Here is a 24,596-nt window from a genome sequence, read left to right on the forward strand (position 1 = left end):
CGGTGAAGTTCTCAGGTGACTCAAAGTAGTTTTGCGAACCCGCATGGTGACGTAGTGCACGTTCATTTTGCTGACACGTGACAATGGACCTACATTTTCGCGACCGTACAAAAGCGAACAATGAACGGTTCGAAAATCCTCCTCCAGGTCCACCTTGCAATGCCCTACCGTTACCTTCCTGAGAATCTTTCGTCACCAGCGGTACCTACGCTGCGGCGGATCAACTTCCTTCGGAGGGTCAACCTCGATGCGTTCCTACATACGCAGCGTGGGTGACGCCGGATGGTCTTTCCCAGTGCCGAGAACCCCTGCGGGGTTCCGTGCGCTGGGCGCTGCCGTCCTGGCGACCACGCTCGGTCTCAGCCTTACCGGCCCTGTCTCCGCCGCAACGGACGCGCCGTTCATCAGCGAGATCCACTACGACAACGCGGGCGCCGACAGCGGTGAGGCCGTTGAGATCGAAGCCCCGGTCGGATTCGACCTGAGTGGCTGGAAGCTCTACCTCTACAACGGCAACGACGGCGCCACCTACTCGCCGACGACCACGCTCAGTGGAGTCGTCCCGGCCTCCGGTGTGCAGAGCATCGCCATCGCCGGCCTCCAGAACGGCGCCCCGGACGGCCTCGCGCTGGTCAAGCCGGACGGCACGGTCGCCGAGTTCCTCAGCTACGAGGGCGTCCTCACCGCCACCAACGGTCCGGCCGCCGGCCAGACCAGCGTCGACATCGGAGTGTCCGAGCCGGGCACCGAGCCGGCCGGGCAGTCGCTGCAGAAGATCGACGGCGTCTGGAAGGCGTCGGCCGTCAGCACCTTCGGCACCCGCAACACGGCCACCCCCGAGGAGCCGGAAGAGCCGGAGGAGCCCGGGACCGGCTGTGCCGTCCCGGTCACCCACACGATCGCCGAGGTGCAGGGCACCGGCGCCGCCACCGGCCTGGCCGGCTCGACCGTCACCGTCGAGGGCGTCGTCACGGCCGACCACCGGACCGGCGGCTACAACGGCGTCTACGTGCAGACGGCCGGCAGCGGCGGGGACCGTCCGGTCGCCGCGGGCACCGCGTCCGACGGCATCTTCGTCTACCTGACCTCGAACACCGCGAACCACCCGTCGGTGGCCATCGGCGACCAGGTCCGGGTCACCGGCACGGTGAGCGAGTACAACGGGCTCACCCAGATCACCATCGCCGCGAAGGCCGACGTGCAGGTCTGCGCCACCGGCGCGACCCTGCCCACCCCGGTTCCGCTGGCCCTGCCGCTGGACGACGCGGCCCGCGAGTCCGCCGAGGGCATGCTGGTCGCCCCGGTCGGCACCTACTCGGTCTCGGACGTCTACAACACCAATCGGTACGGCGAGATCGTCCTCGCCGCCGGTGGCGCCCCGGCCCGGATCCCGACCGACGTGGCCCGGCCCGGCAGCGACGCCGCGGCCCAGCAGAAGGCCGCCAACAAGGCCGGCCGCGTGCTGCTCGACGACGGCCGGACCACCAACCTGTCCACGGCCGGCGTGGCCCCGCCGTACTTCTCGGTCACCGAGCCGCTGCGGGTCGGCGACACCGTGGAGAAGTTCGGCGCGAGCGTGCTGAGCTACGGCTTCAGCGAGTGGCGTTTCCAGCCGGCCACCCCGGTCGACGCGAGCACCCCGGCGGTCTCCCGTACCTCGTTCAAGGCCACCAACCCGCGGACCGCCGGTCCGGCGAACGTCGGCGGTGACATCAGGGTCGCCAGCTTCAACGTGCTGAACTACTTCGTCCACTTCGGTGGCGAGGCCCGCGGCGCGACCGACGAGGCGGCGTTCGCCAAGCAGGAAGCGAAGATCGTCAAGGCGATCACCGCCCTGGACGCCGACGTGGTCGCCCTCATGGAGATCGAGAACTCGGTCCGCTTCGAGGCGACCGAGACCCAGCTGGCGCTGAAGACACTGGTCGCCGCCCTGAACGAGGCCGACGGCGCGGGCACCTGGGACTACGTCCGGTCGCCGGCCGAGCTGCCGAGCGCGGCCGAGCAGGACCTGATCACCAGCGCGATCATCTTCAAGCCCGGTGCGGTGACGCCGAAGGGCGCCTCCAGGTCGGTCAACGACGAGACGGTGTGGGGCAACGCCCGCGAGCCGATCGCGCAGACCTTCACCGCGGGCACCATCGACTTCACCGTGGTCGCGAACCACTTCAAGTCGAAGAGCACCTCGGTCACCCCGACCGGTGACAACGTCGACACCGGCGACGGGCAGGGCGCCTACAACGGCGACCGGAAGCGGCAGGCGCAGGCGCTGGCCACCTTCGTCGAGGGCCTCGGCACCGACAAGGTGATCCTGCTGGGCGACTTCAACTCGTACGGCCAGGAGGACCCGCTCCAGGTCCTGTACGACAAGGGCTTCACCGACGCGCACCCCGCGGACAAGTTCTCCTACGTCTTCGGCGGCGAGTCCGGCTCGCTCGACCACGCCCTGGTCACCGGCGCGCTGAAGAGCCGCGTCACCGGCGTCGACATCTGGAACATCAACTCCGTCGAGTCGTTCGCCTTCGAGTACGACGGCTACGCGCCGTTCTACGCGGAGAACCCGTACCGCTCCAGCGACCACGACCCGGTGGTCGTCGGCGTGGAGACCGGCCTGACCGGCCCGGTCGACCTCCAGCTGCTGAGCATCAACGACTTCCACGGCCGGCTCGAGTCGCCGTCCACCGTCAACGGCCAGGCCGTCGGTGGCGCCGCTCAGCTCGTCGGGCTGGTCGACCAACTGCGGGCCGCGAACCCGAACACCGCGTGGATCTCCAACGGTGACAACATCGGCGCCTCGACCTTCATCTCCGCGATCGACAACGACAACCCGACGATCGACGCCCTGAACGCCGGTGGCCTGGCCGTCTCCGCGGTCGGCAACCACGAGTTCGACAAGGGTCTCGCCGACCTGGTCGGCCGGGTCAGTGACCGGGCGGACTTCCCGCTGCTCGGCGCGAACGTGTACAAGGACGGCAAGCGCGTTCTGCCGGCCTACGACGTGCAGAACCTGGGCGGCGTGAAGGTCGGCTACATCGGTGTCGTCACCGAGCAGACCGGCTCGCTGGTCAGCCCGGCCGGCATCGAGGGTGTCGAGTTCCGCGACCCGGTCGCCGAGGCGGACGCCCTGGCCGCGCAGCTCTCCGACGGCGACCAGGCCAACGGCGAGGCCGACGTGCTCGTGCTGCTCGCCCACGAGGGCGCGCCGACCGAGCACATCGGCTCGGCCGAGGCGCTGCAGGCGGACCCGGTCTTCGGTCCCTTCACCCGGGTGAGCGCCGAGATCGACGCCATCTTCAGCGGTCACACCCACCAGCCGTACGCCTTCCAGATCCCGGTTCCGGGTGTGCCCGGCAAGACCCGCCCGGTCGTCCAGGCCGAGGACTACGGCGAAAAGCTGGGCAAGGTCGTGCTGACCTACGACCCGGCCACCGGTGAGGTCACCGCCTCCACCTCCGAGCTGCTCACGGTGACCGGCTACCCGTCGAACACCGCGGTCGCCGGCATCGTCGCCGCGGCCAAGACGAACGCCACCGAGCTGGGCAAGCAGCAGCTCGGCAAGATCTCCGGCGACATCAAGCGGGCCTACACGGCCGCGGGCGCCGAGGACCGTGGCGCCGAGTCGGTGCTCGGCAACCTGATCGCCGACGTCCAGCTGGACCAGACCAGGGACGCCGGCCGTGGCGGCGCGCAGATCGCCCTCATGAACCCGGGTGGCCTGCGGGCCGACCTGCTGTACGGCACCGACGGCACGATCACCTACTCGCAGGCGTTCGCGGTTCAGCCGTTCGCCAACGACGTGGTGACCCAGACCCTCACCGGCGCCCAGATCAAGCAGGTGCTGGAGGAGCAGTGGCAGCCCGCCGGGGCCTCCCGTCCGGTGCTGCACCTCGGCTCGTCGAAGGGGCTCACCTACTCCTACGACGTGAACCAGGCGCGCGGCTCGAAGATCATCGCGTCGACGCTCAAGCTGAACGGGGTCACCCTCGACCCGAACGGCACCTACCGGGTCACGTCGAACTCGTTCCTCGCCTCCGGCGGTGACAACTTCACCACCCTGGGCAAGGGCACGAGCAAGGTGACGACCGGCGACAACGACCTCACCATGCTGGTCAACTACTTCGCCGCGCACACGCCGATCACCGCCGACACCACGCCGCGCAGCACGGCGGGCGTCCTGGACGCCACCGCCCCGACGGGCACCTACGCCCTGAACACGGCGGCGCTCTGGCCCGGTCAGTCGGTGACGCTGACCGAGACCGCGCTCGACGACGACGTCAGCGACAACGCGAAGATCACCCGGGTGGTGAACTGGGGCGACGGCAGCGCGGCCGAGACCCTGGCCGCCGGCACGACCACGGCGACCCACCGGTACGCCGCGGCCGGCGCCTACCAGGTGACCGTGACCCTCACCGACGAGGTGGGCAACAGCGGCCCGGCGACCTTCACCGGCGCGTCCACCGTCACCGTGGCGGCGCAGGCCGGCAAGTACACGCTGGACCCGAAGGCGATCTGGGCGTCGCAGTCGGCCACCCTGGGCCTCAGCGGCGTCACCGGCGCCACCGAGATCTCGGTCGACTGGGGCGACGGGGTCACCACCCGTTCCTCGGTGAACAACGCGACCGTGTCGCACGCGTACACCAGGGCCGGTCTGTTCACGGTCAAGGCCACGCCGGTCAACCCGGCGGGCAACGGCACCACGGTGACCGTGGGCAGGATCCTGGTCGCCCAGGACTTCTTCGCCCCGGAGATCCACCTGAACGAGCCGCGCAACGAGGAGCGGATCTCGTCCTGGCAGACCCTCACCGGCTCGGCGTACGACCTGGGCACCGGCGTCGCGACCGCGAACGCCAAGCTGGTCCAGGAGCGGTCCGGCAAGTGGTACTACTACGCCGCCGGCACGTGGACCCGGGCGACCTCGGAGCGGGACGCCCAGGCGAAGGCCGCGGTGGTCAGCGCCGTCCCGGACGCCAGGGGCAACTGGAGCATCGCGCTCACCGGCGTCGACAAGGGCAAGCTGGTGATCAGCTACTGGGCTGAGGACAGGGTCGGCAACGACTCGAAGGTCCGCGTCCACACCGCTCGCATCACCAGGTAGCGCCACCTGACGAAAGGCCCCCGTCGAACGGCGGGGGCCTTTCGCATCTATTCCAATCGATACAAACCATTGATGTTCGTTGACGTAACTGACCCGGGATCGCGAGAGTTAACTATATCTCCGATAGAACTTAGGGGTTAAGCGATGTTCATCAAGAGAGCCGGTGCGGTGCTGCTCGGCGCCGTTACCGTGACCGCCGTCGGCACTGCCGCGCCCGCGGCCGCCACACCGTCCAACGATTCTGTGCTGATCTGGTACGACGCCACCGCGGCGGCGATCACCGCCGGTGGGGCCACCACCCAGGTGACCAACGGACGCACCTGGGCGATCGGCTGGCTCGCCGCGGCACGGGCGCAGAAGGGCTCCCACGCGAACGCCTACCAGCGCGCGGCCCTGGCCGGAGCGGTCCACCAGACCCTGATCACGCTGACCCCCACCCAGGCCGCCGCGGCCGACACCGTACTCGCCGCCGACCTCGACACCATCCCGGACGGGCCGGCCAAGGACCGGGGTCTCGCCGCCGGACGGGACGAGGCCGCCGACCTGATCGCCGAGCGGGCCGGGGACGGGCTCGACCCGGCCTCGGTGAACACGCCGTACCCGGTGCCGGCCGCGGCGCCCGGGATCTGGCAGCCCACCCCGCCGGCGTACGCCCCGGCCACCCAGTACGGCAACCGGGTGGCCCGCCCGTTCGCCCTGCGCGGCGCCGGCCAGTACCGTCCGGCCCCGCCCCCGGCGCTCGGCTCGGCCCGGTACCAGCGGGACATCGCCGAGGTGAAGGCGTACGGCGCGGCGAACAGCACGGTCCGCACCCAGGCGCAGACCGACACCGCCACCTTCTGGCTCGGCTCGTCGTACGTGCTCTACACCCCGATCCTGCGGGCCGCCGTCGAGCAGTCCCGTGGCCCGGTCGCCGAGCGCACCCGGCTCGTCGCCCTGTTCCACGTCGCCTCGGTCGACACCCAGATCGCCACGTCCGACGCCAAGTACGCGTACCAGCTGTGGCGCCCGGTCACCGCGATCCGGGCCGGCGGCGACGCGGAGTGGCTGCCGCTGCACGCCACCCCGGCGCACCCGGACTACCCGAGCGGGCACAACACGTACTCCGGCTCGGCCGAGCAGATCCTGACCGAGCTGGTCGGCCCGAAGGCGCGCGGCGCGTACACCATCCCGAGCCCGACGGCGCCCGGTGTGACCCGCACCTACACCGACTGGAAGGTGCCGAGCCGGGAGAACGTGGACGCCCGCGTCTGGTCCGGCATCCACACCCGCTCGGCCGACGAGGCCGGCATCAAGCTCGGCAAGGACGTGGCCGCGAACACCATCCGCAACGCCCGGGCTCTTCTCGCCGGATAACTCTTCCGCTACGGATACGGCTGGCGCCGAGGCGCCAGCCGTATCACGTCAAGTAACCGGTATTTTGATCACCGGCGAAATGGGAGGATCGGATGAGCGTCCGAACGAGTCGATACTCGTGGATCGTTCTTGCTGTAGGGCTGGTGATTCTGGCTCTCGGCATCGTCCTTCTGATGAACGGCACGGCCGGGTGCGGCCCGGCCGAAACGCGCGTCGGCAACCAATGTGTCACTGTGGGTGATGAGACCGGTCTGGCGCGCCCGCTGGAACACTCGATCGGCCGGCTCGCCGGGATGCTCACCATCGGCCTCGGCGTCCTGGTCGGTGCGGCCGGTGTCTACCTCACCTTCTTCGCCGACCGGTCGGTCAGCCCGGCGACGGGGGTGGGCGACCGGATCGAGCTGGCCCGCCGCGAGGGCTGGCGCTTCCTCGACGTCGACCCCGACCTGCTGGCGGACTGGAGCGACACCCCCGACTTCGGCGAGGACCAGCCGGCGTACGCGGTCCTGCGCGGGGTTCACGACGACCTCGAGTTCGTGGTCTTCGACTACCGCAAGCCGGACAGCGGCGAACTGGCCACCGCGTGGATCGTCCACCTGCCGGAACCGTCGCGGGCCTTCGTCAAGTGGGCGACCAGTCAGGAGCCGCTCTACCGGCGGCCGCTCAACATGGTGGGGGTGCGGGCGGACGCGATCGTCGACATCGGCCGCCAGGTGCACCGGTCCACCGAGCCGGAGAGCGTCCTGCGCCAGGTCCGGGCGCTGGTCGAGATCATCCGTCGCTTCGAGGGACAGGCCGCTGCCAGCTCCTGACCTCCCGCCGCCTGCGCAGCCGGTGGGCCGCGGCGCCCGTGGTGACCGCCGCCCAGACGGTCGCGATGGACGCGGCGATCCACCAGCCCACCACGACCAGCACGATGGCGGCGGCGATGACGAGGGCGGACAGGATGAACAGTGGAATCGGAGCGAAGCCGGTCGGTGACACGCTGAAGTTTCCGCCACCCATTCGGGCGCAGAAGTCGGGATCATCCCGTCGGAGCTGGCGTTCCAGCTGTGCCAGCCGCCGACTGTCCTCTTTGCTGAGCATGTCCGCTACCTTCCGGTCCGCCGAGCCGGTGAAGCATGGATCGAGATGGGGCGATCCCGATCAGAGCCCATTGTTACCTCTGAGTTGCCTCTGTGATACAGCTGCGTGTGCCGAATTTTTGTCCCGTTCCGTTCCGGACAGTGGGACCTACCGGACTCATGCCGCATCGGGTACAACGTTCCGCCGCCCCGGCGATGACGGCCGGTCCAGGTGGGACCGGTGGGCGGTCCACGGCCCAGCGGGCCGGCATCCGCAAGATAAGAAGCTCGCAGGGCCGCGAACGACCGTCGGATGACCTTGTGATTAGCTATCGTGAGCATGCTGGGCCGGGTGAGCAACCCGGCCCTTATCAGGTGGAGGGCGGCATGGGCGGCGCCGGCCAGGACGATCCGGGCGCGTCTCGGTTGATCGACGTCACCGATCTTCCGGTGGACCGTCTCATCGCGGACGGCGATTCCGTGCTCGCCAACGCCATCCGGCGCTTGTTGATCGAATTCGACGGTGCTCAGGAAGTTCTTTCCGCCTTCGACAACTACGCCGGCGATCCACCGGACGCCCCGGGCGCAGGATCCGCTCCATAGCCTTGTTCTCAGCTGCTGCCCGGCGCCAGGGTCCGGCGGTGGCCGCCAGGCACGCGATCGCCTGAAGTGTCGATTCGCCGCTGAGCTTTCCGGTGAGGATCAGGATCAGGATCGTCACCACGACGGCCACGAAGGCCAGCTCGTTCGTGACCCGGTCGGTGCCGGGCCGTTTATGATCACGCATTCGACGCCCCTCCGCGACGAACTTTTCCATGAACCAATCGTCGAGCCTCCGGAATGTGCGAGAACGGATCCTGGCATTCATCGCCATAAGTTGACGGTTGGCGTACGCCCGATACTCGTGAAATCCTGTCTGACACAACTTGACGATTCTTGTCAGCGTCAGGAGCGTGACTCGTGGCGGTACAGATGCCCGGACCAGATCAATTGCCCCCGGGCCCACTGAGGGATCTGGTCCTCGCCCTGCACGAGCTCTATCGCAGCGCCGGAAAACCGGGCGTCCGAATGATCAGCAACGATGTCAGAATCCGTGGGGACCTCGCCGACACTGTCAGTCACGAGACGGTGAGCGCCATGCTTCGCGGCGACGGCCTACCCAAATGGGTGAAGCTGGACTGCGTGGTCCGTGTGCTGGCCGTCCGCTCGGTGGACCGCCGGGACCCGCACGAGGTGGTCCGGCAGTTCCTGCAACTCTGGCTACCGGCCTCGGACGACTCGACCCGCCCGGCCGTGGCGGCGCCGAGCGAGGACTTCATCGTGCCCGAGCCGGTCGAGGAAGCGGTCGAGGAACCGGTCGGCGACCAGCCGTCCGCCACCGTCCGGCCGCGTGACCTGCCGGAACGCAACAGCGCCTTCACCGGCCGGGATCTGATCCTCGACGAGGTCCGGCGGCGGCTGCGCGAGGGCCGGTCGCTGCCGGTCATCCTGCACGGGCTGGGCGGCGCCGGGAAGACACAGGTGGCCGTGGAGTACCTGCACCGCTGGGCGGTTCCGGAGAACGGCCTGGTCTGGTGGGTGCCCGCGCACGACCCGATGCCGGCCCGCCGGGCCCTCGCGGACCTGGGGGAGCGGTTGAACCTGCCGGCGAACCGGGACCTCCAGCAGACCGTACGGTCGGTGATCAGCGAGTTGGAGCGGGGCCGGGTCGCCTGGCATCTGGTCTTCGACAACGCCGAGCTCTCCGACGAACTGCTGGCGCTGCTGCCCTCCTCGGCGCGCGGCCAGGTGCTGGTCACCTCCCGCGACCCGAACTGGGCGAACGTCGGCACGGCCATCGAGGTGCGGCCGTTCGACCGGGCCGAGAGCATCCAGTTCCTGCGCCGGCGGGGCCGGGAGATCGGCGGCGCCGACGCGGACCGCCTCGCCGACCGGCTCGGCGACCTGCCGCTCGCTCTGGAACAGGTGGCCGCCGTCCAGGCCGCGACCCTGATGCCGGTCGGTGAGCTGATGCAGCTCTTCGATGAGCACATGCAGGAGTTGCTGGCCACCGGACGGCCGCAGCATTACACCGACACGGTCGTCGCGTTCGTCCGGATCGCGGTCGACGGCCTGCGTCACGAGGCGCCGAGCGCCGCCCAGCTCCTCGAGGTCTTCGCCTACCTCGGCACCGAGCCGGTCTCGGTCACCCTGCTGCGCAGCGGGCAGGACGCCCCGGTCACCGCGCCGCTGGCGCGGGCGCTCAGCGATCCGATCCAGATGGCCCGAACGGTACGGACCCTGCGCCGGTACGGACTGGCGACCGTCGAGCAGCAGACCCGGCGGATCACCGTGCACCGGCTGGTCCAGGTGGCGCTCCGGGAGGCACTCGACGCGGCCGCCCGGGAGCGCGGCCGGACCAACGCCGAGCTGCTGCTGGCCGCCGCGAATCCGGGCGCACCGGAGGACATGCGGGCCTGGGACCTGTACGCGGAGATCGCCCCGCACGTGGTCCCGGCCGGGCTGATCGGCTCCGCCCACCTGCCCGCCCGCCGGCTGGTCGTCGACCAGATCCGCTACCAGAACCGGGCCGGCGACTACGCGGGCAGTCTGAGCCTGGCCGACCTGGCCATCGCCGCGTGGACCCCGGCCGACGCGGACGACGCCACCGAGCCGGTCGAGGAACTGGCCATGCGGGCCACCTTCGAGCGCGCCGAGACGTTGCGGGCGCTGGGCCGCTATGACGAGTCCCGGGAGCTGAGCATCGTGTCCTGGAACCGGCTGCGGGAGAGCGCGGGATACGGGGACCGGCACCGGTTCACGCTGCGGGCCGCGCGGACCGTGGCGGCGCACCACCGGATCAACGGCGCCTACCCGCAGGCGCTGGAGGTCGACGAGGAGACGCTCGCGCACTGCCGGGCCGCCGACCCCGAGGACGAGGAACGCATCCTGCATCAGATGAACAACCTCGGGGTCAACCGGCGTCTGCTGGGCGACTATCGGAGCGCCTTCGTGATCGACGAGGAGGTGCTGCGCCGGCGGCGGGACCTGTTCGGCGACCGGGACGCCCGGACCCTGTTGTCGATCGGCAACCTGGCCCGTGACCACTTCGGGCTGGGGGACTACCAGCAGGCCTACGACCTGCAACAGGAGGTGCTGCCGACCTTCCGGGCACGGATGGGCCCCCGGCACCAGCAGGTGCTGATGAGCGTCCGTACGGTCGTCGTGGCCCTGCGCAAACTCGGCCGGCACGCCGAAGCCATGCGCCTGGCCCGGGAGAACTACGAGGCCGGCCTGACCCAGTTGGGCACCGATCACGAGCACACGCTGGCCGCCATGATGAGCCTCGCCAACGTCGGCTGCGCCCTGGCGGTCGCCGAGCACCGGCCGCCGGACGACGCCCTGGAGTTGGCCAAGCTGGCCGTGGCGCGGTACCGGCGGGTCTTCGGCCGGTTCAACCCGGTCACCCTGGCGGCCGAGGTGAACCACGCGATCATCCTGCGCGCGCTGAGCGATCCGCGCGCCCTGGAGATGGATCGGATGACCCTGACCGAGTTACAGGAGCGATTGGGTGATGAACACCCGTACACCCTTTCCGCGGCGGCGAACTACGCCACCGATCTCTCTCTCGATCAACAATTCGACGATGCCCGTGACCTGCTTCGACGTACCCTCGAAGTGTCTCAGAGAGTGCGCGGAAAGGATCATCCGGATTCGCTCGCGTGCGCTGTCGATCTCGTATTGGAACTGAGAAACGCAGGCGAGTCGGGCAGCGCTCAAGTGTTGTTGGACACTACACTTGGCAGCCTCCGCCGCGTGCTCGGACCGCACCATCCGAGCACGGTCAACGCCGCTCTCGGGGTGCGCGCGGAGTGTGACATCGAGCCGCCGCCGACCTGATCGCGGCGGCGGGCGAGGAGGCGAGGATGGCCGCAGGTCCCGGGGTGGCCGGGAGTGGCGACGCACTGCCGACGACCTTGATCGATGTCACTGGCATACCGCTGGATCAGCTGCTTCCCTCGACCGATTCGGTGCTGGCGAATTCGCTGTCGGCGCTGGTCGCCGAGATGAGCGGGAACCGGGAGATCCTGGCTGCTTTCGGGAATTTCGCGCCCGATGAGCCAAGTCCTCTCTGAGGCGCCGACCCCCGATTGGCCGCACCGGGCACTGGACGTCCCGCGACTGATCGCGGAGGGCTGGTCACCACGTCCCTTTCGGGATTTCGTGCTGAAGGTCCATCAGCGCTGCAATCTGGCGTGCGACTACTGCTACATGTACACGATGTCCGACCAGAGCTGGCGGACCCGGCCCGCGGTCATGTCCGCCGAAGTGGCGTCGGCGGCCGCCGGCCGGATCCGTGCGCACGCCCGGGCCCACCGGCTGGACACGGTGCGCCTCATCCTGCACGGCGGCGAGCCGCTGATGGCCGGCCGTGACGGGCTCCGGTCGATCGTCGGCACGATGCGTGCGGCGCTCACCGGCACCTGTGCCGTCGACTTCGGGTTGCAGACCAACGGCGTCCTGCTCGACGAGGCGATGCTCGCCGAGTTGCGGTCGCTCGGCGTCGCGATCGGGGTCAGCCTGGACGGCGCGCCCGCCGACAACGACCGCCACCGGCGCCGGGCCGACGGCCGCGGCAGCTTCGCCGCGGTGCACCGGGCGCTCACCCTGCTAGACCGGGCGGAGAACCGGTCCGCGTACGCCGGACTGCTCTGCACCATCGATCCGGACACCGACCCGCTCGCCTGCTACCGGACCCTGCTCGGCTATCACCCACCGGCGATCGACCTTCTGTTCCCGCACGCCAACTGGGCGGAGCCGCCCCCACGGGCACGGGACGGAGAGACCCCGTACGCCGACTGGCTCATCGCGATCTTCGACGAGTGGTACGGGGCCGAACACCAGGCCACCCGGATCCGCCTGTTCGAGTCGGTGATCAACCTGGTGCTGGGCGGCGGCAGCCGCAGCGAGCAGGTGGGGCTCAGCCCGGTCGCGGTCGCGGTGATCGAGACCGACGGGGCCGTCGAGCAGGAGGACTCCCTCAAATCCGCGTACGACGGGGCGTGCGCCACCGGGACCAATGTGCTGACGCACGACCTGGACGCGGCCCTCGTCCATCCCGGGATCGTCGCCCGGCAGATCGGGGAGCGGGCGCTCGCCGACTCCTGCCGGCCGTGCGAGCTGCGCCGGATCTGCGGCGCCGGCCACTACGCGCACCGCTACCGCCGGTCGGAGGGATTCCGGAACCCGTCGGTCTACTGCGCCGATCTGACCCGGCTCATCACCCACGTCCACTGCCGGGTCGCCGACGACCTGGCCCGACTCACCGGGGCACGGCAGTGACGATCAGGTGGCATCAGCTCACGTCCGCCCAGTTCGCCGGGCTGGCCGGCGGGTACGGCGGGGCCGGCGCGGTCGCCGCGCTGGCACACGCCCAGCTCAGCAAGCACCTGCTTCTCATCAAGTTCATCGCCACCGCCTGGAGCGGCGACCGCACCCACCGGGACCGGGCCGTCGATGTCCTCGCCCGGGCGCAGGCCGCCGATCCGGAGCGTTTCGCCCGGCTGCTGACCGACCCGCTGGTCGGCGCCTGGGCGGCGCGGACCACCCGGCGGCTGCGCGGCGCGGCCCGGTCCGAGGTTCCGCTCGACGTCGACTGCAACCATCTGTCCGCGGTCGCGACCGCCGCGGCCGCGCTCACCGGGGTGGACGCCGACCTGGTGGTGCATGCTTCGCCCGGCGGGGTGACGCTGCCGGGCCTGGGCCGGGCGCTGACCGCCGAACCGGGGCACACCCCGCTCGCCGCGATCGTCCGACGGGGCCGGGTGACCGTCGAGCGGCAGACCGGCTGGCAGGTCCTGCGGGAGCTGACCGGCTCGGCGGAGCGGGAAGAGCTGGTGGTGACCCTGGACGATCTGGACGCGTACCGGGGCGGGCACCACGCACCGCCGGCGGACCGGCTGAGCGACGACGATCTGCGGCGCTGGCAGGACGCCTTCGCCGCCGGGTGGTCACTGATCGCCCGCTACGACCGGGAGCGGGCCGGTGAACTGGCGGCGGGACTGCGCACCCTGGTCCCGCTGGCGAGACTCGACGCACACTCGGCCCGGAGCGCCACCATCCGCGACGCGTTCGGCGCCTTCGGGCTGACCCGCCCGTCCACCCCGGCCGAGTTCGCGGTGATGCTGGTCCACGAGTTCCAGCACTCGAAGCTCTCCGGCGTGCTCGACATCCAGCCGCTCACCGATCCGGCCTCGACCGAGCTGCACTTCGCGCCGTGGCGCACCGATCCGCGACCGGTCGGCGGCCTGCTCCAGGGGCTGTACGCCTTCCTCGGGATCGGCCAGCTCTGGGACCGGCTGCGGGGCGCGCCGGAACTCGCCGAGACGGCCACCCGGGAACTCGCGCTCGCCCGTGAGCAGGTGCGCTGGGGCCTGCGCAGCCTGGACGGCTCAGCCGCGCTGCTGCCGGCCGGCGAGCGGTTCGCCGCCGGCGTGCGGGCCGCCTTCGCGACGCTGGCCGCCCGGGAGCTGCCCGGCAGGGTGGTACGCCGCGCCGAGCAGGACCTGCACGGTGCCCACCAGGCCTGGCAGCGGCGCAACGCGGAGTCGCTACGTCGGTGACGGCTCCAGGTCGCATTCGGCCCGCCGCCCCCGCCCCCGGTCGAGGGTGTCCGGATGGTCCGGCCCGAGGACCACGGCCATCAGGTTGAGGGTGCGCTCCAGCAGCCGCCGGCCGGACTCCGCGTCGCCGGTGGCCATCCGGTCGAACGCCACGTTTCCGGCGCACGCCAGGGTGTGCGGATGCTCGTCGCCCCGATGGCCGGTGAGTTCGGCCAGCGTGCTCTCGGACAGCTCGCGGGCGCCGGGCGCGTTGCCCCGCAGCGCCAGGTCGTTGGAGAGGTTGCTGATCGTCCGCAGCGTGTACGTGTGGTGCGGCCCGAACACCTCCCGGAAGCCGGCGGCCGCGTCCTCGTCCAGTTCCTGCGCCGACTCGTAGTCGCCCAGCGCCCTCAGCAGCAGCGCCATGTTCACCTCGGCGGCCAGCGTGAACGGGTGCTGCCCGCCGAAGTCCCGCCGGTACGCGTCGAGCGCCGTGCTCGCCAGGTCGTGCGCCTGGCCGATCTCGCCGACCGTACGCAGGGCGTTGGCCAGGGTCATCGCGGCGGCGAGGCTGTGCTCGTGGTTCGGGCCGAGCCGGGCCCGGGTGCCGTCGTGGCAGGTCCGGGCGCTGATCACGGCCTCCGCGAACCGGCCCAGCCGGAGCAGGGCGATGGCCTGGGTACGCGAGGCCAGCAGCACGTAGGTGTGCCGGGGGCCGAACTCCGCCCGCAGGTCCGGCACCACCTGGCTGACCATGTCCAGCGCCTCCTGGTGCCGGCCCATCGCCAGCAGGTCCCGCGCCACGTTGGCCCGGCACTGGAGGGTCTGGTAGCGGTTCGGGCCGGTCCGGCTCCACTGCTGGACCAGGTCGGTGTCGATCCGGTGCGCATGCTCGACGTCACCGAGCATGCGCAGGTTCACCGCCACGTTCTGCAACACCCGCAGCGTGTACAGGTCGTCCTCGCCGAACACCCGCTGGTGCCGTTCCAGGTTCTCCTGGTCGATCGCGAGCGCCGCCCGGTAGTCGCCGAGGATCCGCTGGTCGAGCGCCAGACTGTTCGCCGTCACCAGGGTGTACTCGTGGTCGACGCCGAAGTCGGGACTGCCGCTCAGTACGCCGTACACCTCCTCGGTGAGCTCGCGTGCCCGCTTGCTCTCGCCGAGCGACCGCAGCGCGTTCGCCAGATGCCGCATGGCGAGCATGGTCAGCGCGCCCTGCGGGCCGATGTCCGGACCGTCGCCGGCCCGCCACACCGGGAGCGCCGTCTCGGCGAGCCGGCGGCTGTTCTCGTAGTCGCCGACCAGGTAGAGGTAACGCATCTGGTCCTGCACCACCGACCGGGCCTGCTGGAAGTCGGCGCTGACCAGGTTCGCCGGGACGATGTGCGGGCCGATCTCGGCGTGCATGGCCCAGCCCTGCTGACCGTCCGGGTCGCCCGGGTTGGCGTGCGCCAGGATGAGCTGCACGTTGCGCCGGCTGCGTTCGCGCTGCTCCCCGTCCAGGCTCTCGCGCAGCACGAGCTGCATCAGCCGGTGCACCTGGATCTTCTTGTCCAGGTCCACCCGGGCGAGGCCGAGCCGCCGGACCGCCCGAATCGCCCGGCCCATCTCGATCGGCTCGCGCAGGGTGGTGCGCAGCGGCTCGGACAGCGGCGCTTCCCGCCCGGTCCGCAGCAACTCCTGGGAGAGCGGCTCGGCGCCGAGGAAGGCGAACAGCTCGAACAGTTGCGCGGTGCCAGGGCTGGACGCCCGCAGCCGCTCCACGGCCAGGGCCAGGAACGCCGCCACCGTGGTCGGGTAGTACGTCGGCTTGCCCTCGGAGAGCAACTCCCGGACGTGCGCGTCGAACAGTTCCAGGTACTCCGACACGGGCATGCTGGTCTCGGCGTGCCAGGTGGCCGCCTGCTCCAGGGCCAGCGGCAGGTCACCCAGCTTGTCGGCGAGACGGTCCGCGTCCTCGACGGAGATGTCCCTGGCCCGTTTCCGGATCAGCTCGATGCTCTCCGGCCGGTCGAAGACATCCACCTCCACGGCGTCGCCGAGCCGGCCCCACTCCTGGTTGCGTGAGGTGACGATGACGTGCCCGCCGGTCACCGGGACGAAGCGGGCCAGCTCGTCCGGCTGGTCGGCGTTGTCGTAGACCAGCAGCCAGCGCAGCGGTGTGGAGGCCAGCGCGTCCAGCACGGTCGCCGCGGTCTGCTGGAGACTGTCGCTCTCCGGCAGCCGCAGCCGCCTGCTCAGCTCGGCCAGTGAGGAGAGGACCATCGTCGGCTGCTCGGCGGGGATCCACCAGATCAGGTCGTAACCGTTGACGTAGCGATAGACGTACTCCACCGCGAGCTGGGTCTTGCCGACACCGCCGAAGCCGTGCAGCGCCTGCGGGAGCACCGAGATCTGCGACTTCGTGACCAGGGACTCGTTCAGAGCCCGGAGCATCGCCTCACGGCCGGTGAAGTCCGGGTTCTGGGCGGGCACGCTGCCCCAGATGGGCCGGCGGTCCGGCGGCTCGTCACCGGCGTCCTCCGGTGGCGGCGGCAGGATCGCCCGGTTCGGCTCCGGCTCGGTCTCGGCGGCCCGACTCGGCGGCGACGGCTCGGCCGGCTCCGGTACGAGGTCGGCGCTCTCCTGCTCCCGCCGGCTCGCGATGCACAACCCGCGGACGGTGGCCTGGGTCAGCCCGCTGCCACCGGCCACCAGATCGATCCAGCGGTGCAGGTTCAGCGCCTGCACCGGCTCGACCAGGTGGGCGAGGCGATCCACGAACGCCAGCAGCAGGGGCGCCCCGCCGGCCTGGGTGGTCGCGGTCTCCAGCCGGCGCACCAGGGCCGCCGGATCGCCGGCCAGCGCGGTGATCTCGCGGGCCCGATGCCCGGCGACCGCGGCCGCCGTGGCCAGGTGCGGCGAGCCCACCCCGGCGAGCAGGTTCAGCAGGGCCTCCCGGTCGGCCGGCGCGAGCAGGACCTCCCGCTCCAGCTCCTCGGCCAGGCGCTCCAGCTCCCGGACCGCGGGGCCCTCGCCGTGCAGGTCGTAGACCACCCGGACGAAGGTGCGCAGGCCACCGGAGCGGGCCAGCATGGCGCCGAGCAGGGACCACACGTCGTGCCGGGCGTCGGGATAGCGGGACGCCTGCAAGGGCCGGCCGAGCCGTGCCTCGAGTTCCGCGGCGTAGCGATTCCGCTCATTCGGATCACGCATGCTGGGAATGTCGAGCAGGGCATCGAGCAGTCGTTGCCGGTCGTCCAAGGTGAATTGCCGATCAAGCACGTCACGGCCCTCATTCGCGGTCGGCGAGGCTTAATCGTACGACGACGCGAGAGGCCCGAAAATGCCGCTTTCACATTGACGTTCATGATCGCAATTAGTGGTGCCGCCGACCTTCTGCCCCGGAATGATCGGCGGCCACCCGTTCAGAGCGCGCGGCGCTTGGCCGATGCGGCGGCCAGCCGCTCCAGGACCGCCACCGTGGCGTCCCAGCCCATGCAGGCGTCGGTCACCGACTGGCCGTAGGTCAGCTCGCCGCCCAGGTCCTGCCGGCCCGGCTCCAGGAAGCTCTCCAGCATCACGCCGCTGATCGCGTGCTGGCCGGACTCCATCTGCCGCGCGATGTCCTCGGCCACGATCGGCTGCCGCTTGTGGTCCTTGTTGCTGTTGCCGTGCGAGCAGTCGATCACCAGGCGCTCCGGCAGGCCCGCCTTGCGCAGCAGCGCGAGCGACGACTCGACGTCCTCGGCGCTGTAGTTCGGCTTGCCGCCACCGCCGCGCAGCACCAGGTGGCAGTCCGGGTTGCCGGTGGTGTGCAGGATCGCCGGGGTGCCCGAGTAGTCGATGCCCGGGAAGACGTGCGACGCCTCGGCGGCCTGGATCGCGTCGACCGCCGTGGAGACGCTGCCGTCGGGGCGGTTCTTCATGCCGATCGGCATCGACAGGCCGGACGACAGCTGCCGGTGCACCTGCGACTCGACGGTCCGGGCGCCGATCGCACCCCAGGCCACGGTGTCCGCGATGTACTGCGGGGTGATCGGGTCGAGGAACTCGACGGCCACCGGCAGGCCCCGCCGCACGACCTCGAGCAGCAGCTTGCGGGCGATCCGCAGGCCGGTGCCGACGTCACCCGAGCCGTCCAGGCCCGGGTCCATGATCAGGCCCTTCCAGCCGACCGTGGAACGCGGCTTCTCGAAGTACACCCGCATCACGATCAGCAGGTCCTCGCTGAGCCGCTCCGCCTCTTTCTGCAAAAGAGAAGCGTATTCGCCGGCGGCGACCGGGTCGTGCACCGAACACGGGCCGACGACCACGATCAGGCGCTGATCTCGGCCGTTGAGCACGTCCTCCACCTGCTTGCGGCCGGCCAGCACGGTGTCGTGCAGCTCGGACGTCAGCGGCAGCTCGTGGTGGAGCAGCGCCGGGCTCATCAGCGGGACGACCTTCTCGATCCGCTGGTCTCGTACGCGCTGCACCTCTGGGGCGGTCATGGTGATCTCTCTCCTTCGACCGGCCCTGGTCAGAGCCGGTTTGCTCGGGGCAAACAAAAAGGCAGCGACGACGTCGCTGCCTTGCCGGCTCTGGCGGGTGTCTCAGGTCATGCGGTCATGGCCGAGGCACCGGCTTGAGCCGGCCTCGTAAACCAATAAAACGACCACATCCGAGACATGCCCGCCAGCATAGCCACCTCAGCGCACCGGTTGCAGCATCTCCGGTCTCTGTTCAGCTGTTGGGACGACAGGAGGTGGGCCGAGCGGCAGCATCACCGTGAAGACGGTCTGGCCGGGACGGCTCTGCACACCCACCTTGCCCCGATGCGACGTGACCACGGCGTGCACGATCGACAGGCCGAGACCGGTGCTGCCGGCCGCGCGGGACCGGGAGCTGTCGCCCCGAGCGAACCGTTCGAAGATGCGTGGCACCACGTCCGGCTGGATGCCCGGACCGTTGTCGATGACCTGGATCACCGCGGCGTTCCGTACCGAGCCCACCTTGACCGTCACGGTCGAGCCCTCCGGCGTGTGCGTCCGGGCGTTGGCCAGCAGGTTCGCGACCACCTGGTGCAGGCGCGCGCCGTCGCCGACCACGGTGACCGGCTCATCCGGCAGGTCGAGCTGCCAGTAGTGGCCGGGCCCGGCGGCGTGCGCGTCACTCGTGGCGTCGACGGCCAGCATGGTGAGGTCCACCGCGTCCTGGGCGAGCGGACGGCCGGCGTCCAGACGGGCCAGCAGCAGCAGGTCCTCGACCAGGGCGGTCATCCGCTTGGCCTCCGACTCCACCCGGTTCAGCACGTGCGCGATCTCGTCCGGCACGACCTGCCGGCTGCGGCGGGACAGCTCGGCGTAGCCGCGGATCGCGGCGAGCGGGGTGCGCAACTCATGGCTGGCGTCCGCGACGAACTGCCGGACCTGCATCTCGGAGGCGTGCCGCGCCTCCAGGGCGTTGCCGACGTGGTCGAGCATGCGGTTGAGCGCGGCGCCGACCTGGCCGACCTCGGTGCGCGGGTCGGTGTCCTGCTCGGGCACTCGCTGCGCGAGTCGCACCTCGCCGCGGTCCAGCCTGAGCTCGGAGACGCGGGTCGCGGTCGCTGCCACTCGATCGAGAGGCTTGAGGGTACGGCGGACGATGAGCGCCCCACCCCAACCCGCGATCAGCAGCGAACCCACGATGACGCAGCCGGTGAAGATCGCGACGGTGACGAGCGTGCTGTTCGCTTTCTCCAGCGAGATGCCGAGGTACACGGTTTCCCCGTCGATCTCCTTGACCATCACCCGGTATTCAGGCAGGGAACTGCCGAGATCGATGTCGGCCCTTTGTTCCACCTGCACCTTGCTCCGGAGGGTGGCAAGCATCGTGGGGGAGAGCTCGGCGAAGGTGTTGTCACCCGGCCGGTCCGCCTCGGTGGAGGTCACCTTCGGCTGCACCAGCCCGCCGACCGGGTCACCGCCGTCCGGGATCACAACGATGATGGAACCGGTCCTCATGGCACCGGTCGGCCCGCGGCTGATGGCCTCGCTGAGCTTCGTGTTGAACTTGTTGGGGCCGGGTATTCCCTGCTGCCCCTGCCCCGGGCCGCTGATCCGTTTTCCCAACTCGTCCAGGTCGTCGTCGAGCTGCTTGTGCAGCGAGGTGTAGAGGTAGAGCTCGGCGGTGCCGCCGACGACCAGGCCCAGTACGGTGAGCAGGCTGATCATGATGGCGACGATCCGGGTGCGCAGCGGCCAGCTTGCGGGACTGCGCCAGCGGGCAGAGCGTCGGGTTCGGGCCGTGGCGGCGGAGCTCATGGGTCAGTCGGCCGGCTTGAGGACGTAACCGGCGCCGCGCATGGTGTGGATCATCGGCGCGCGGCCGGCGTCGATCTTCTTCCGCAGGTACGAGATGTAGAGCTCGACCACGTTCGCCTGCCCTCCGAAGTCGTAGTTCCAGACCCGGTCCAGGATCTGCGGCTTACTCAGCACCCGCCGCGGGTTACGCATGAGGTAGCGCAGCAGTTCGAACTCGGTGGCGGTGAGCGTGATCAGGGCGTCGCCGCGGCGGACCTCGTGCGAGTCCTCGTCGAGGGTGAGGTCACCGACGACCAGCTGCGACTCCGTACGCATAGGGGCGTGTCCCATCCGCCGCATCAGACCGCGCAGCCGGGCCACCACCTCTTCCAGGCTGAACGGCTTGGTGACGTAGTCGTCGCCGCCCGCGGTGAGGCCGGTGATCCGGTCCTCGACCGAGTCCTTGGCGGTGAGGAACAGCACCGGCACCTCGGGGGTCTCGCCGCGCAGCCGGCGCAGCACCTCGAGCCCGTCGATGTCGGGGAGCATCATGTCCAGTACGACGGCGTCGGGGCGGAAGTCGCGCGCGGTGCGGACGGCCGTCATGCCGTCGCCGGCGCTGCGCACATCCCAGCCCTCGTAGCGCAACGCCATCGAGAGCAGCTCGGCCAGGGTCGGTTCGTCGTCCACCACGAGGACCCGGACCGGGGTCCCGTCGGGCCGCCGGAGCTCGGTGCTGGGTTCTGCGTTCGCCATCGTCATGCCCTTACTGTGGTGCCCCACGCTCGGTGCCACCTTTTCGTTTCCTGTGAAGCGCCTGTGCCTCTGTCATGGGTGATGTCATGGTGTTCGGCACGGCGGTTGCGGTCCCTGAGGATCCTGGCGAGCGGAGTGGCGCGATCACCGCGGCGTACAAAAGTCACATAATGGACTAATGGGACTAGTTGGTCGGATAGCGGCCGCGTTCTCCGCGATCCTCTTCCTGCTCCTCTGCCTCGCGCCGTCGGCCCGTGCCGAGCTGCCCGAGCAGCGCCGGCCGGAGACCACCGGCTCGGTGCCCGAACTGCCCGGCGGAGGAGCCAGCCCGATGCTGCTCGCCGCGCTCGGCGGCTATCTGCTCACCGGCGGCCTCGCTCTGCTGCTGCTCCGGCGTTGATCAATCCACGGTCCCCCACCTGGGCATCCCCGGTTGTCAGGGAGCCGTAGCCCGGGGAACACTCGATGTTGGCGCGATGTTGTGCGAGCGTGGGTCAAAGCGGCGGCGCGAGTGTGGGGAGCGTTCACGTGGATCTTCTCGAGGACTACCGCAGGGCGACTTTCTTCTTCGAGTCCGGCGACCCGCTCGGCGCCGCCCGGCTGCTCGAGCCGATCGTCGAGGCCGAGCCGCACAACACCGCGGTCCGGCTGCTGCTGGCCCGGGCCTATTTCAACTCGGCCCAGCTGAACGGGGCGGAGGCACAGCTCCGGGTGCTGGTCGAGCATGATCCCTCCGACCACTACGCGCACCACGTGCTCGGCCGGACCCTGGAACGGGCCGGCCGTTTTCGTGAGGCGTTACCGCACCTGCGGCTGGCCTCCGCGATGAAGACGCAGACCGACTACCAGGAGGCGCTGCGCCGGGTCGAGACCTGGCTCGGCAAGAACAGCGCGGCGTAGGGTCTCGATCGTGAAGCTGAAGCTGGACCTGCACGACATCTTCAACAGGGGGCACGAGATCGACCGCGCGCTGCGGGGGATCATCGACGAGGCCATCCAGAAGAAGGCCACCCTCGTCGAGATCATCCCGGGCAAGGGCAGCGGCGCCCTGAAGAAGAAGGTCATCCGCTTCCTCGACCAGAAAGAGATCAAGCAGCTCTACCACCGGGTCGAGAAGGACGGCGACAACTGGGGGCGTCTCTTCGTGCACTTCCGATTCGACGCCCCCACCGGTCGCAGGGGCCGGGGCCGCTAGAGGGTGTAGGTCTTCGCCACGGCGACCATCTCGCTGCTGTGCGAGCCGAGCACGCCGACGTCCGCCGGCCGCGGCCGGAAGCCGGGCATCGTGGCGAGGTCGTCGCTGGCGTCCATCACCCGGAACTCGACCGGGCCACCCGCCCGTACGGTCAGGTCGACCTCGACCCCGTTCTCCGGCGGCGCGTGGAAGACGAAGCCCGGCGTGGGGTCGATCGGCCTGCCACCCACCGTGATCGCGGTGACCTCGGCGCCGACCACGTGCAGGGTGGCGAACCGGACCGCCCGCTGCGGATCGAGCAGCAGTTTCATGGTGCGCAGGCCGCCCGAGTCGCTCTCCGAGAGCAGTGTGAGCGCCGGCGCCGGCAGGGTCGCCGCGGGAGCCGGTCCGCTGCGCAGCTTCTCGTCGCCGAAAGCCGGCAGGATGTCGGACACCTCGGCGGGCTCACCGGTCACGTACTGGGACGTCCACTCCTGCGGCTCGGCCTCCTCGCTGAGCCAGCGGGCGGTGCCGGTGTCGGCGTCCAGGGCGTACATCAGATGGGTGAGCGACGGGTGTTCCTCGTCGAAGCGGTCCACCACGAGGCCGGTCACCGTGCAGCCGATCGCCGCCACGACCGCGACCAGTGACGGTACGGCGCCGAGCCGGCGGGCCTTCAGCGCGTCCAGGCCGCGGGCGCCCGCCTCCACCGGGTGCAGCAGGTCCAGCACCGGCAGCAGGGCCAGGCCCAGCAGCACGGTCAGGAACGCGCCCACCCCGGCCATCGGCATGCCCAGTGCCGGGAACAGCATCAGCACGGTCGGCAGCAGGACGACGACCGGGACCAGCGCGCCGACGATCAGGACGGCGACGGCGAGCCACGGACGGGCGCGCATCGCGAGCAGGGCGGAGACCGCGACGGCCAGGGCCGGCAGCGCGGCCAGGTAGGAGCCGCCCGGGGTGAACGCGGCCAGCACCATCCCGAGGACGGCGAGCCAGGTCAGGCCACCGACGGCCAGTGCCGCCGGGCCGACCCGGCGGCGCAGCAGGGCGTACCAGATCAAAACGGTGGCGGCGGCCAGGGCGATCACCGCGAGGCGGTACCACATCGGACGGTACGGGTCGATCGGCAGGCCGGCGTACTCCGGCCGGATCACCTTCAGCAGCGCCCACAGGCCCTGGGCCAGCACCGGCGCCACGATGATCGGCAGCACGGCGAGCGGGATCGCGACGAGCACCCGGCGGCGGACGAACCAGCCCAGCGCGACCACCGCGATCAGGGCCGCCACGGCCAGCGGCCACACCAGCCCGCCCGGGTAGCGGATCAGCAGGCCCGGCACCGGGAAGTAGGTGGCGTCCCCGGTGTTGCGCAACGTGGTCAGGTCCTGGGCGCCGAACTCGCGTACCAGAGCCAGCGCGTTGTCCCCGTGGTGCTGGAGGCTGTCCCGGTTCATCGCCGACGGCTTGTCGGTCGGCGCGTGGTAGACCGCGGCACCGTCGATGTAGGCGGTGTTGAGGCCCAGGAAGTCCGACTCGCGGAACGGTGTGAAGTCGGTGTCGTTCGGCAGCAGGCGGTAGATCTCCACGGCGAAGGACGTGCCGACCGGGTACGGCACCCGGGCGTACGTCTCCACGAGCCGCGCGTTGCCCGCCGACGTCTCGAACATGATCGCCGGGCCGCTGCTGCCCCGCGCCTCCAGGTTCAGCGCCACCCCGCCGTCCCGGGCCAGCGGGTGCTGGTCGACGAACGCCTTGGCCCCGCAGAGACACGCCTCCTCGGCGTCGGTGAGCACCAGCACCACGTCGTTGCGCAGCTTGCCCCCGCCGGTCAGCGCACGTGCCGTCTCCAGGATCGTGGCGGTGCCCGCGCCGTCGTCGTTCGCGCCCGGGGCGATCTGGGCCGAGTCGTAGTGCGCGATCAGGAAGATCCGTCCGGTCGAGGCGGACCCGGGGATCAGCGTGACCACGTTCCGCACCCGGGCCAGGCCGGTCCCGCCCGCCGAGGAGGAGAGGCCGGCGCCCTGCACCGACACCACGTCCTGCACCTCGGGCGTGAGGCCCAGTCCACGCAGCCTGTCGATCAGGTGCTCGCGTACCCGGTCGTTGGCGGCACTGCCGGCCGGGTGCGGTGTGGACGCGATCGCGCGTACCTCCTCGAAGGCCCTCGCGGCGCTGAAGTCGCTCGCCGGCGCCGATGTCGCCCGCTCCGCGGGCGGTTGAACGGAACTAACCGCGGCCAGGCCGGCCAGCCCGAGAACGGCCAGGACGGCGGCGGCGGCGAGACCGCGACGCGCCGGGCGGCTGAGAGCTGTGTCACTCATGGGTGAC

17 protein-coding genes are annotated in these 24,596 nt (G+C 70.5%); 11 read left to right on the plus strand and 6 right to left on the minus strand.

The window, feature by feature from the left end; genetic code table 11:
• The first annotated feature begins 295 nt into the window (after positions 1-295).
• From BJ964_RS12685 to BJ964_RS12695, 3 genes are all read left to right on the plus strand, one after another.
• Positions 296-5,092: an ExeM/NucH family extracellular endonuclease gene (locus BJ964_RS12685; RefSeq protein WP_229806619.1), complete on the plus strand. Its 4,797-nt coding sequence runs from the start codon at positions 296-298 to the stop codon at positions 5,090-5,092.
• A gap of 144 nt (positions 5,093-5,236) precedes the next feature.
• A complete protein-coding gene (locus BJ964_RS12690; protein ID WP_188120860.1) occupies positions 5,237-6,448 on the plus strand; it encodes a vanadium-dependent haloperoxidase in 1,212 nt (403 codons plus the stop codon).
• 233 nt (positions 6,449-6,681) lie between these two features.
• Positions 6,682-7,260 carry a hypothetical protein gene (locus BJ964_RS12695; RefSeq protein ID WP_188120861.1) on the plus strand — a complete coding sequence of 193 codons (579 nt, stop codon included), beginning with the start codon at positions 6,682-6,684 and terminating at the stop codon, positions 7,258-7,260.
• On the opposite strand, the gene BJ964_RS12700 is transcribed toward BJ964_RS12695, so the two are convergent.
• Positions 7,220-7,534: a DUF3040 domain-containing protein gene (locus BJ964_RS12700; protein ID WP_188120862.1), complete on the minus strand. Its 315-nt coding sequence runs from the start codon at positions 7,532-7,534 to the stop codon at positions 7,220-7,222. The two genes, BJ964_RS12695 and BJ964_RS12700, sit on opposite strands and share 41 nt — an antisense overlap.
• 299 nt (positions 7,535-7,833) lie before the next feature.
• Here BJ964_RS12700 and BJ964_RS12705 point away from each other — a divergent pair, with 299 nt between their 5' ends.
• From BJ964_RS12705 to BJ964_RS49085, 5 genes are all read left to right on the plus strand, one after another.
• The gene (locus BJ964_RS12705) at positions 7,834-8,115 is read left to right on the plus strand and encodes a hypothetical protein (protein WP_188120863.1); all 282 of its coding nucleotides are present in this window, start codon (positions 7,834-7,836) and stop codon (positions 8,113-8,115) included.
• A 534-nt stretch (positions 8,116-8,649) separates the two neighbouring features.
• On the plus strand, positions 8,650-11,391 hold the full coding sequence (gene fxsT / locus BJ964_RS12710) for an FxSxx-COOH system tetratricopeptide repeat protein (RefSeq protein WP_188120864.1): 2,742 nt from the start codon (positions 8,650-8,652) through the stop codon (positions 11,389-11,391).
• Between the two features lie 26 nt (positions 11,392-11,417).
• On the plus strand, positions 11,418-11,627 hold the full coding sequence (locus BJ964_RS12715; protein ID WP_188120865.1) for a hypothetical protein: 210 nt from the start codon (positions 11,418-11,420) through the stop codon (positions 11,625-11,627).
• An 88-nt stretch (positions 11,628-11,715) separates the two neighbouring features.
• Complete coding sequence (locus BJ964_RS12720; protein ID WP_229806620.1) at positions 11,716-12,834, plus strand: FxsB family cyclophane-forming radical SAM/SPASM peptide maturase; 1,119 nt, start codon at positions 11,716-11,718, stop codon at positions 12,832-12,834.
• A complete protein-coding gene (locus BJ964_RS49085) occupies positions 12,831-14,114 on the plus strand; it encodes an HEXXH motif domain-containing protein (RefSeq protein ID WP_188120867.1) in 1,284 nt (427 codons plus the stop codon). Before BJ964_RS12720 ends, BJ964_RS49085 begins: the two co-directional genes overlap by 4 nt.
• Here the strand turns inward: BJ964_RS49085 and fxsT (BJ964_RS12730) are convergent.
• From fxsT (BJ964_RS12730) to BJ964_RS12745, 4 genes are all read right to left on the minus strand, one after another.
• Entirely contained in the window at positions 14,103-17,357 is a 3,255-nt protein-coding gene (gene fxsT / locus BJ964_RS12730; RefSeq protein ID WP_268248011.1) for an FxSxx-COOH system tetratricopeptide repeat protein, read from the minus strand. The genes BJ964_RS49085 and fxsT (BJ964_RS12730) overlap by 12 nt on opposite strands.
• Positions 17,358-17,500: 143 nt before the next feature.
• The gene (locus BJ964_RS12735) at positions 17,501-18,565 is read right to left on the minus strand and encodes a 3-deoxy-7-phosphoheptulonate synthase (protein WP_188120869.1); all 1,065 of its coding nucleotides are present in this window, start codon (positions 18,563-18,565) and stop codon (positions 17,501-17,503) included.
• 198 nt (positions 18,566-18,763) lie between these two features.
• Positions 18,764-20,269, minus strand: coding sequence for a HAMP domain-containing sensor histidine kinase (locus BJ964_RS12740; RefSeq protein ID WP_229806621.1), 1,506 nt, complete (start codon positions 20,267-20,269; stop codon positions 18,764-18,766).
• A 93-nt stretch (positions 20,270-20,362) separates the two neighbouring features.
• Positions 20,363-21,100, minus strand: coding sequence for a response regulator transcription factor (locus tag BJ964_RS12745; protein WP_188120871.1), 738 nt, complete (start codon positions 21,098-21,100; stop codon positions 20,363-20,365).
• 172 nt (positions 21,101-21,272) lie between these two features.
• Between BJ964_RS12745 and BJ964_RS12750 the strand changes: the two genes are divergently transcribed.
• The 3 genes from BJ964_RS12750 (at position 21,273) to BJ964_RS12760 (ending at position 22,289) form a co-directional block, all read left to right on the plus strand.
• Complete coding sequence (locus BJ964_RS12750; protein ID WP_188120872.1) at positions 21,273-21,494, plus strand: hypothetical protein; 222 nt, start codon at positions 21,273-21,275, stop codon at positions 21,492-21,494.
• Positions 21,495-21,622: 128 nt separating this feature from the next.
• Positions 21,623-21,994 carry a tetratricopeptide repeat protein gene (locus tag BJ964_RS12755; protein WP_188120873.1) on the plus strand — a complete coding sequence of 124 codons (372 nt, stop codon included), beginning with the start codon at positions 21,623-21,625 and terminating at the stop codon, positions 21,992-21,994.
• 10 nt (positions 21,995-22,004) lie between these two features.
• Positions 22,005-22,289, plus strand: a complete 285-nt coding sequence (locus BJ964_RS12760) for a Smr/MutS family protein (RefSeq protein WP_188120874.1) — start codon at positions 22,005-22,007, stop codon at positions 22,287-22,289.
• On the opposite strand, the gene BJ964_RS12765 is transcribed toward BJ964_RS12760, so the two are convergent.
• Positions 22,286-24,589 (minus strand): M28 family peptidase, encoded by a 2,304-nt coding sequence (locus BJ964_RS12765; protein ID WP_188120875.1) that lies wholly within the window; start codon positions 24,587-24,589, stop codon positions 22,286-22,288. The two genes, BJ964_RS12760 and BJ964_RS12765, sit on opposite strands and share 4 nt — an antisense overlap.
• Positions 24,590-24,596 lie beyond the last annotated feature (7 nt).

The organism is Actinoplanes lobatus, assembly GCF_014205215.1.
Lineage (GTDB): Bacteria > Actinomycetota > Actinomycetes > Mycobacteriales > Micromonosporaceae > Actinoplanes > Actinoplanes lobatus.